The sequence below is a fragment of the Vibrio sp. V03_P4A6T147 genome (assembly GCF_002241085.1).
GTDB lineage: Bacteria > Pseudomonadota > Gammaproteobacteria > Enterobacterales > Vibrionaceae > Vibrio > Vibrio anguillarum.
Genome location: NZ_NDIO01000290.1, coordinates 1 through 6,910, shown reverse-complemented (window position 1 = coordinate 6,910; position 6,910 = coordinate 1). Strand labels below are relative to the sequence as shown.

General features: G+C 46.1%; 8 protein-coding genes. 5 read left to right on the top strand and 3 right to left on the bottom strand.

Going from position 1 to position 6,910, the window contains the following annotated elements; genetic code table 11:
- The 3 genes from xseB to dxs all read left to right on the top strand — a co-directional run.
- Nucleotides 1-229 (top strand): exodeoxyribonuclease VII small subunit (gene xseB, locus B9J84_RS11335; protein ID WP_094124162.1); only part of this gene is annotated, 229 nt, incomplete at its 5' end.
- A 148-nt stretch (nt 230-377) separates the two neighbouring features.
- Nucleotides 378-1,262 carry a (2E,6E)-farnesyl diphosphate synthase gene (ispA, locus tag B9J84_RS11330; RefSeq protein WP_094124161.1) on the top strand — a complete coding sequence of 295 codons (885 nt, stop codon included), beginning with the start codon at nt 378-380 and terminating at the stop codon, nt 1,260-1,262.
- A gap of 19 nt (nt 1,263-1,281) precedes the next feature.
- Nucleotides 1,282-3,165, top strand: a complete 1,884-nt coding sequence (gene dxs, locus B9J84_RS11325; RefSeq protein ID WP_094124160.1) for a 1-deoxy-D-xylulose-5-phosphate synthase — start codon at nt 1,282-1,284, stop codon at nt 3,163-3,165.
- Between the two features lie 108 nt (nt 3,166-3,273).
- Here dxs and truC read toward each other — a convergent pair whose 3' ends face one another.
- Together truC and B9J84_RS11315 are read right to left on the bottom strand one after the other, a co-directional pair.
- Nucleotides 3,274-3,996, bottom strand: a complete 723-nt coding sequence (gene truC / locus B9J84_RS11320; RefSeq protein WP_017045581.1) for a tRNA pseudouridine(65) synthase TruC — start codon at nt 3,994-3,996, stop codon at nt 3,274-3,276.
- Complete coding sequence (locus B9J84_RS11315) at nt 3,990-4,310, bottom strand: YqcC family protein (RefSeq protein ID WP_017047976.1); 321 nt, start codon at nt 4,308-4,310, stop codon at nt 3,990-3,992. Before B9J84_RS11315 ends, truC begins: the two co-directional genes overlap by 7 nt.
- Nucleotides 4,311-4,432: 122 nt before the next feature.
- On the opposite strand from B9J84_RS11315, the gene B9J84_RS11310 reads away from it, so the two are divergent.
- Both B9J84_RS11310 and B9J84_RS11305 read left to right on the top strand, forming a co-directional pair.
- A complete protein-coding gene (locus tag B9J84_RS11310; protein WP_088733048.1) occupies nt 4,433-5,476 on the top strand; it encodes a DUF3549 family protein in 1,044 nt (347 codons plus the stop codon).
- An 11-nt stretch (nt 5,477-5,487) separates the two neighbouring features.
- Complete coding sequence (locus B9J84_RS11305; protein WP_017045584.1) at nt 5,488-5,787, top strand: DUF3301 domain-containing protein; 300 nt, start codon at nt 5,488-5,490, stop codon at nt 5,785-5,787.
- Here the strand turns inward: B9J84_RS11305 and B9J84_RS11300 are convergent.
- Nucleotides 5,747-6,259, bottom strand: coding sequence for a GNAT family N-acetyltransferase (locus B9J84_RS11300; protein ID WP_013857407.1), 513 nt, complete (start codon nt 6,257-6,259; stop codon nt 5,747-5,749). The genes B9J84_RS11305 and B9J84_RS11300 overlap by 41 nt on opposite strands.
- Nucleotides 6,260-6,910 lie beyond the last annotated feature (651 nt).

The window sequence follows — 6,910 nt, the reverse complement described above, 5'->3', positions numbered from 1 at the left end:
ACCTGAAAATATGTCCTTCGAAGCGACAATCGAAGAACTTGATAGCTTAGTGGAACAGCTAGAAAATGGCGATTTAGCCTTAGATGATGCGCTAAAAAAATTCGAGCGCGGAATATCCCTTGCTCGTGCTGGACAAAGTAAGTTAAGTGAAGCGGAGCAGCGAGTCAGTATTTTGCTCAGTGCGAGCGATGACGCGCCACTCTCTGACTTTACTGAACTACCTGAGTAATAGGCACGTATTACTGATACATACTTATTACTGACTCATATTTATCGATCTCATCGCTCGCTATGTGACATGAACCTGTCAATTAAGTCACAGGGAAACGGTCGATCGTAACCTAGTAGATACCACAACTTAGTAGAAAGAGTGCCCTATGATTGAGGCTCTGAGCTCCTATCAGCAAAGAAATATTGACCAATTAAACCTTTGGTTAGGCCGTTTACCGCACCAAAAACAACCGTTGATTGACGCGATGCGCTACGGTTTGTTACTTGGCGGCAAAAGAGCTCGACCTTATTTGGTGTATATCACGGGGCAAATGCTTGGTTGTACGCCAGATGAACTCGATGCCCCAGCCTGCGCAATAGAATGTATTCATGCTTACTCATTGATCCACGATGACCTTCCCGCGATGGACGACGATGAATTGCGTCGCGGTAAAGCCACTTGTCACATCGAATTTGACGAAGCCATCGCGATTTTAGCGGGCGATGCCCTGCAAACACTGGCCTTTACTATTTTGGCAGAAGGTCAACTCGCCGAACATGCGCAAGTCAACCGCATTAAGATGGTCCAAATGTTGGCTCAAGCTTCCGGTGCTCAAGGTATGTGTATAGGGCAAGCGTTAGATCTGCAAGCGGAAAATCGTCTGGTTTCAGTGCAGGAATTAGAAGAGATCCATCGCAATAAAACGGGAGCCTTGATGCGTTGTGCAATCCGTTTAGGTGCGCTTGCGGCTGGTGAAAAAGGGCTTGCGGTACTACCACAATTGGATCGCTATGCCGATGCCGTTGGTCTCGCATTCCAAGTTCAAGATGATATTTTGGATATCGTTAGCGATACTGAGACATTAGGTAAACCCCAAGGCTCGGATCAACAACTCAATAAAAGTACCTACCCAGCGCTGCTAGGGTTACAAGGTGCTATTGATAAAGCACAAAGTCTGTTACAGGAAGCTCTTCAAGCCTTGGAAGCAATACCCTACAATACAGAATCACTCGAAGAGTTCGCCCGATACGTCGTCGAGCGCAAGAACTAAACTATAAGCGCGCAAAATTATGACTCTTGATATTTCAAAATACCCAACACTGGCTTTAGCAAATACACCCGATGAACTGCGCAGTCTGCCGAAAGAGGTTCTGCCAACGTTGTGTGATGAATTAAGAAACTACCTTCTTAATTCCGTCAGTCAGTCGAGTGGCCACCTTGCGTCAGGCTTAGGCACGGTTGAATTAACGGTTGCCCTACACTACGTCTATAACACCCCTTTTGATCAGCTGATTTGGGATGTAGGCCACCAAGCTTACCCGCACAAAATATTAACTGGTCGCCGCGAGCAAATGTCGACCATTCGTCAAAAAGACGGTCTTCATCCTTTTCCTTGGCGTGAAGAAAGTGAATATGACACGCTCTCTGTCGGCCACTCGTCCACCTCAATCAGTGCCGCCTTAGGGATGGCGATCAGTGCAGGTAAAGAAGGGAAAAATCGCAAAGTGGTGGGCGTGATTGGTGATGGTGCTATCACCGCAGGCATGGCCTTTGAAGCAATGAACCATGCTGGCGACGTTCATCCGGATATGTTAGTCGTGCTCAACGACAACGAAATGTCGATCTCTGAAAACGTGGGCGCACTGAATAACCATTTAGCGCAACTGCTTTCCGGTAGCCTTTATACCTCGATCCGTGAAGGGGGCAAAAAAGTGCTCTCTGGCATACCGCCTATCAAAGAGCTGGTACGCCGCACAGAAGAGCACTTGAAAGGCATGGTCGTACCCGGCACCTTGTTTGAAGAGCTTGGATTTAACTATATCGGCCCAGTAGATGGCCATGATGTGATTGAACTTATCAAGACATTACGCAACATGCGCGAGCTCAAAGGCCCGCAGTTTTTGCACATCATGACCAAAAAAGGCAAAGGTTATGAGCCCGCCGAAAAAGATCCGATTGGTTACCATGGCGTTCCTAAATTTGACCCGAGGCACACTAGCCTGCCAAAAAGCAGCAATGCTAAACCTACTTTTTCTAAAATCTTTGGCGATTTTTTATGCGACATGGCCGCGCAAGATCCAAAATTAATGGCGATTACACCCGCGATGCGCGAAGGCTCTGGCATGGTTCGCTTTTCAAAAGAGTTCCCACAACAATATTTTGATGTGGCGATTGCTGAGCAACATGCCGTCACCCTTGCGACAGGTATGGCGATTGCGGGAGATCATCCGATAGTGGCGATCTACTCAACCTTTTTACAACGGGGTTATGATCAACTGATCCACGATGTTGCCATCATGAATTTACCGGTTATGTTTGCCATTGACCGTGCAGGGTTAGTCGGAGCTGATGGCCAAACTCACCAAGGTGCGTTTGATTTAAGCTTCATGCGCTGCATTCCCAACATGGTGATCATGGCACCCGCCGATGAAAATGAGTGCCGACAAATGCTCTATACCGGCCATAAACACACAGGGCCAAGCGCCGTGCGTTATCCTCGTGGCAATGGCATGGGAGTCGAAATCCAAACCCAATTTAGTGCGTTAGAGATTGGCAAAGGACGCATTATGCGCCAATGTGACACGGCTATCGCGAATGAAAAAATCGCGATCCTCAACTTTGGCACTTTCCTACCAAACGCGCTTGAAGCAGCCGATAAGCTAAATGCAACAGTGGCTGACATGAGATTTGTTAAGCCCCTTGATGAAACACTCATTCGCCAACTGGCTGCGCAACATGATGTGCTAGTGACCTTGGAAGAGAATGCGATTGCAGGTGGTGCGGGTGCTGGTGTCATTGAATTGATGATGAAAGAGAAAATCCTAAAACCGGTACTCAATTTAGGTTTGCCTGATCAATTCATCGCTCAAGGCACACAAGAAGAGCTGCATGCAGAATTAGGTTTAGATGCCAAAGGCATCGAGCGCTCCATTCAAGAATATTTAGCAAAGTAGCGAGCATTTTGTAAGCTGTCAGTTTTATGAACTGAATAGCTCGATGAACTACACCACTTTCAGTTACATCCCAATACTCAAAACCCTCGCATCGCGAGGGTTTTGTTTTTATATCGGCTGGCTCCACTCAAACTGAGTAAACAGCCTTTGCCATACCTCATCAAAACCAGCTTTAAGCACTAATGCTTGGCCAGTAAACGGATGAGTAAAACGTAATTCAGAGGCATGGAGCATCAGACGCTGCGCGTCATAATGATCGCGAAATAGGCGGTTGTGCTTGCCATCACCATGAGTGGTATCACCAATAATCGGATGACTCAAATGGTGCATATGACGACGCAACTGATGTTTACGGCCCGTTTGCGGTTTCATTTCCACCAAACAGTAGCGGCTGGTTGGGAAACGCCCGGTTGAATACGGCACTTCTACTGTCGCTAATGGTTGATAAGCGGTGATCGCTTCTTGGGCTTCTTTATCTTGTTTGGCAAACTTATCGGCAATTTTATCTAGCTCGATTTTGAGTGGGTAATCAAGCACATCCCCTTGTTCAATCCAACCACGCACAATCGCATGGTACGTTTTTTCCATTTGATGGTTGGCAAACATCGGCATCATTTGCGCCGCCACTTCACTGGAGAGCGCAAACACAAGCACGCCAGAAGTTGGCCTATCTAATCGATGTAGGGGAAACACATGCTGGCCAATTTGATCGCGCAGCGTTTGCATCACAAATTGCGTTTCGTGTTTATCTAACCATGAGCGATGCACCAGCATTCCTGCGGGTTTATTCACGGCGACCAAATCATCGTCCTGATACAGAATCTCTAACATGGTTGGCTTACCTCATCAATCAAACGTAGCAGCGCAATCACCTCAGCCAATTCCGCTTGATGTTGCCATGCCTCTTCAAAATAGGGAGTGAGCGAAAACCCTTGAGGAAGCTCTGTTTGCTGCTCAATTGCCAATAACATTTTGGGGATGAAAATCCACTGCAGCCACTGCTCCGGAGTGAGGGTATCGATGGAGAAAGGCTCTGTGCTCATCAATGCGCTTTCGCTTGGCGGCTGAGATTGCCAGCACTGAGTATTGCGTAGCTGAGTTTCTAATTGCTTCAACAGGTGGGTAAGTTCTGTGCTTACTGTCATTATTCACCAAGTTAATTTGCTAAGTGACCTTGAAAATGGGCTATAGAGTACCATTTATTGTTCAAAGAGAGTTATTGATCAAAAATAGTTATTCAAGAACACAAGTTAAGGCCACTTTATCCATGGATACCATTCATACGCTTAGCCAATTGCTCACCAATAGTGGTAGCCAATATCGGATCTTTGATTTAGGAAGACGCATCTGCCCGATTGAAAATACACACTTTTCTCAAGTAGAAAAAGGTCAACAACCGTATCCCTATCCATTGCAGCGTCATGCTCATCTTGCCATCGCGTATTGGAACCAAGCCCAACAACCTTGGATCTGGTTTCTTAAATTCTCTTTGGATGAACGCGGCCTACTCAAACAAGCTGAGATAGGTAACTTCATCAAGTTTGTACTTGAAGCGATGGGGTCACGTTTGCATCAAGACCTCAGCGATGAGCAGCAGCAAAAGCTTGCCAATAACCCTTATACCTTTAAACCGAGCGACGACAAAATGGCAGTATTCCACAGCCAAATACGCGCCCAGTTGAACCTACCATCAAGCCAATATTATGAGCATGCGCAACACTATTTTAGTGGAGATTTAGGCTGGGAAAACTGGCAGACGGTCGGCTTACAAGGCATTACTGATATTTGTGCTCGTTTAAACAAAGAACAAAATAGCGTGTTACTAAGGAAAGCATTAAACCACCTCCCCGCTCAGCCTTTGTATGCCCTGCTGGGGGCACTCGAACATAGTGCACCGTTGAATGATAAGTTGGCGCTGCGTTTGCAAGAGATGGCAATGCTGCACATCGAAAGCCACGAACCTGATCTGTTCTTACTCTCTGCTTTAATACGAGCCTTATCAGGTGCGAATAATGCACTCACCGCGACCTTGGTTGAACGTATTCTGCAAAGCCCACGCTTGAGCCATCAAGAGATATTAATTGCCATTGCAGGGCGCTCGTGGCATGTATTGTCTAACCCATTGCTTGCCGAAACGTTTTTATTACGCTTGGCGCAAACAGGCAATCAAGCCCTCTTTAACCAGCTCTTTGCTGATTTAGTGATGCTGCCAGAACTGCGAATGGTACTGCTGCCACTGCTGCATTCTAGCCCTTCGTTCGAATTAGCCGATGCCTTAATTCGCTTACAGCAAGCGACCAAAACTCAATAACTGGAATGTTTATGCTAGGCGATCTATTGGCTATTTTATTACTCAGCTTGGGCTGCTTTCTTTTCTGGCAACAGCGTCGCCAAGCCGAATTGGCAAAAGCGGCGATCAGTCGAAAATGCGAACAACTCGACTTACAGCTGATCAGCGTTGCTTTTGGACGCCACAAATTCAAAACGCCAGAAGGACTCTGGCGTTGGCATACCGTTTATTGGTTTGAGTTTTCTGCACTAGGTGACGACTGCTACCAAGGTGAATTACAAATGATAGGCTTTAGGCCATCTGCTTTTCATTTGCCGCCTCATCGTATGTAAACTCAAATTCCCAATAAGGGCCAAAAACATCTTCTTTCTCACCCAACAGCTCAAAGCCGAGTTTTTTGAGTACCGCAATAGAGGCATGGTGGCCAATATTAGCAGTGGCTGTAATTTTTTGTCGTTGCAATTGGTAGGCTGCTTTAGGTAAAAAAGCCTTCAATGCCTCAGTTGCAATGCCTTTGCCCCAATACAATTTATCAAACAGAAAACCGAGTTCTGCTCGCTCTTCGTCAAGTTCAATGAACAAATGCCCCATGTATTCGCGGTTATAATTATCTAACACCGCCATTGCGTATAAATGAGGATCATGAAGCACTCGTTGAAAAAGCTGTTTTGCTGAAGCGACCGTTTTAGGGCCATTCATCTGTGCCCGATTTTTGGCGCAACAATTGAGCATCAAAAAATCAGACTCTAACGAATCGGTGTAAGGGAGAAGAAGCGTTCTTCTTGTTACGGTTGTCACGTACAATCCTTGTTAGCCGCAAAATAATACCGAAAGACTCAACTAGGCTCAGGGCAATACGCCTTAGCCCAGATAAAATCTGGTACTCTATTTTTGCAAAGAAGCCGAAAATTAAACCAACCGAACGATGAGGTAATTGATCTAGATTGTTTTTTTGTTGTTATTATTTTGCTGCACTTATCATATGAACTTTTTTTGAAGCAACAACACGCTAAAGCCAGAATGCAAGTAATAAGAAAAGCCTCAACACGCATGTGTCGAGGCTTAAAGTCTTACTCGCAGCAGTCCAGCTACTAAATTGTGTGCTCCATGCATCATCCATAATAGTGGCCAATTCTTCGGCTCATCCTGCATCGCCATCCTAGCGGTGTCCAAACTTTCCATGGTACTAACACTCCGGTCAATACTCATCACTTGTTCCTTGAGCGGTGTCCATAACATCATCCTGATGTTGTCCTGCCTTATCCACAAGGTGTCCATCGCCAATCCATGCAGCTCGCATCCTGCCAACTGTTGTATCCTTACGCTGTCCTAGCATCCTGCGTGGTTATTCTTCGTGAACAACCTTGTCTTCTTCCTGAAGAGACCAAACCTTGGTGCTTTGTAATTCCTTGTCAGAATCCTTCCGACAGGGTTCAATTTACTCGTTTGGCTTTA

What these genes read in the sequence shown, in the direction of transcription:
- B9J84_RS11305 (WP_017045584.1), top strand. Translation starts at nt 5,488, where the DNA reads ATGCTAGGCGATCTATTGGCTATTTTATTACTCAGCTTGGGCTGCTTT.
- dxs (WP_094124160.1), top strand. Translation starts at nt 1,282, where the DNA reads ATGACTCTTGATATTTCAAAATACCCAACACTGGCTTTAGCAAATACA.
- truC (WP_017045581.1), bottom strand. Translation starts at nt 3,996, where the DNA reads ATGTTAGAGATTCTGTATCAGGACGATGATTTGGTCGCCGTGAATAAA.
- ispA (WP_094124161.1), top strand. Translation starts at nt 378, where the DNA reads ATGATTGAGGCTCTGAGCTCCTATCAGCAAAGAAATATTGACCAATTA.
- B9J84_RS11315 (WP_017047976.1), bottom strand. Translation starts at nt 4,310, where the DNA reads ATGACAGTAAGCACAGAACTTACCCACCTGTTGAAGCAATTAGAAACT.
- B9J84_RS11310 (WP_088733048.1), top strand. Translation starts at nt 4,433, where the DNA reads ATGGATACCATTCATACGCTTAGCCAATTGCTCACCAATAGTGGTAGC.